This is a genomic window from uncultured Methanobrevibacter sp. (assembly GCF_902764455.1).
In the GTDB taxonomy this organism is placed as follows: Archaea; Methanobacteriota; Methanobacteria; order Methanobacteriales; family Methanobacteriaceae; genus Methanocatella.
This window is the reverse complement of record NZ_CACWVY010000082.1, coordinates 1-2,074: the sequence shown is the minus strand read 5'-3', so window position 1 is coordinate 2,074 and position 2,074 is coordinate 1. Positions and strand designations below refer to the sequence as shown.

Below are 2,074 nucleotides of genomic sequence, written 5' to 3'. Positions count from 1 at the left end.
GAGTGAGTGGCAAAAATATTTAATTTCTTGTTACTGCATTTTATTGAATATAATCCATTAGTTTATAATTTAACATTCTATAAATTATTTTTTAGATTTAATGAATTTTGACTAGTTTTTTAGAAATTATAAAAGAACAGTGATTGAACCAATTGAAATTAAAACAAATTTCAACAATAAATAACAATTGTTATATTATGATGTGTTAAAATCCTCCAGTGGTGATGAGTTAATCCAATTGTGGTTTATTTAGATTGTTATTTAAATTTTTACAATGTATTTGTCTATTATTTTATGAACAAAATTTTGATATGTTTCATTTTCAAATAACAAATCACATAAAACTAAATTTACTATTCTATTAATGTTATAGGCTATTGATTTCAAGTTAACAATGCCTTGAATCTTATATTTCCCCCTATAAGGTAATTGATTCAGTTCATAAAATTGTTTCATCGTACCATATGGAGATTCAACAACCGGCCTTAATTTGTATTTTTCTTTTGCTTCTGGAGTTTCCATTTTAAGTAGCATGTCAATCATGGCTTCAGATCCATAAACAGTATATGACCGATTAGTCATCTTCTCTGTTAAGCATTGGTCTTTATAAAAACAATTTTTACATGCTTCACTATTTGAATACATATTTTTAATTTTATTAGGGTATCGTATTACACCAATACTTGTTTTTTTAATATGTTCCTCTTCATACTGATACTTTAATGGATGCGAATATCCTGCAAAGCAAACGATAAATTTATTAAGGTAATCAATATATACATTATCTTTACTGACAGGATTTATTTTTAGTGCATCTTTATATTCTCGTGATTGAGTTGCATTAGGAATGAATCCTTCTATTTGGCTTTTTTGCAAATAATCAATCACCAGTTCATTACTATATCCCGCATCAGCCAATAAGTTCTCAAATTTAAATCCAACATTTTTCATTGCCAGATTTGTAACAATAGGTAAATCATAATCATCTGTTGGATTTTGTGAGATATAAGTTGCAAGTATTAAGTGTGTTGCGCAATCAACACATGTTTGAAGATTATATGAAAGTTCTGCTTTATTTTTTTTGTTATACATCCAACGAGCGTCAATATCATTTATTGGAACAGATTTTTGTCCGCTAATTTTCAATTCATTATACATTCTTTCCAATAACTCTAATTTCTCAGTGTGTGTTTTACGTCCGTCATAATAAAACTTTTGCGCATTTAATTTAAGCTTTTTAATTTCATCTTTGGCTAATTCTCCTTTTAAAATCCTGATTAGAATTTTTAAGTCATGTTTGCGTATAACTTTAAAAGGCGAATTATATGCCTTTAATTTAGTACCATCAACACTAACATCAAGAAATTTCGTCAATTCAAAATCTTTTGCCATTTGCACGGTTTTACCTAAAATTCCTTCAAAATAGGGTATGAAATAATTCTTATAACGAGTTACTGATTCCTTGGAAACAGGAATGCCTTCCATTACTAGTTTATAAACTGAATCTGTTTTTGTAAAATCTGCAATTTTTCTAGCAGAAGATTCTTTTAATACTTCGGACAGCAATATCAGTCCCAGCATATTTTTCAAAGGCAATGGTGGTCTACTAACTTTATGTATGACTTTTCGTTTACAAAAGTCCATACAGTATGTTTCAACGAAAAACAATACAAAAAACACAATGTGATCTTCAGAAATGTCTTCTATGGTTTTTCGTTTAATGAAATTTCCACGATATTCATCAAATTTAGACATACCTAAATCATCTCATTTATTCTTATTAAAATCATCTAATTTAATCTAAAATATAATATTTCTAACTGAATTTTAGTATATTAAGTTAAAAATAATTATATTTAGGAATACCTAAATATAAACTATTTAAATTAAATATGGATAATTAATAATATGTTGTTTTATATATTAATAATTATTCATTATTTTTAATTGAATTGGAGATGAAATTGCTTATTAAATTATGTGAGTATTATAAAATTATAAATTAGTATTACTCATTATGCGAAAAAATTGTTGGTTGGTTGGATAGTGGATTAAAATTAAGTAAAATTAGAAA

Annotated in this window: 1 protein-coding gene; it reads right to left on the bottom strand. The window is 26.2% G+C overall.

What is annotated here, in order from left to right:
- Nucleotides 1-261 precede the first annotated feature (261 nt).
- Nucleotides 262-1,755, bottom strand: coding sequence for a transposase (locus tag QZU75_RS12700; RefSeq protein ID WP_296884198.1), 1,494 nt, complete (start codon nucleotides 1,753-1,755; stop codon nucleotides 262-264).
- Nucleotides 1,756-2,074 lie beyond the last annotated feature (319 nt).

Bases quoted from the DNA above. Each gene is read 5' to 3' on its own strand.
- QZU75_RS12700 (WP_296884198.1), bottom strand. From the start codon at position 1,755: ATGTCTAAATTTGATGAATATCGTGGAAATTTCATTAAACGAAAAACC.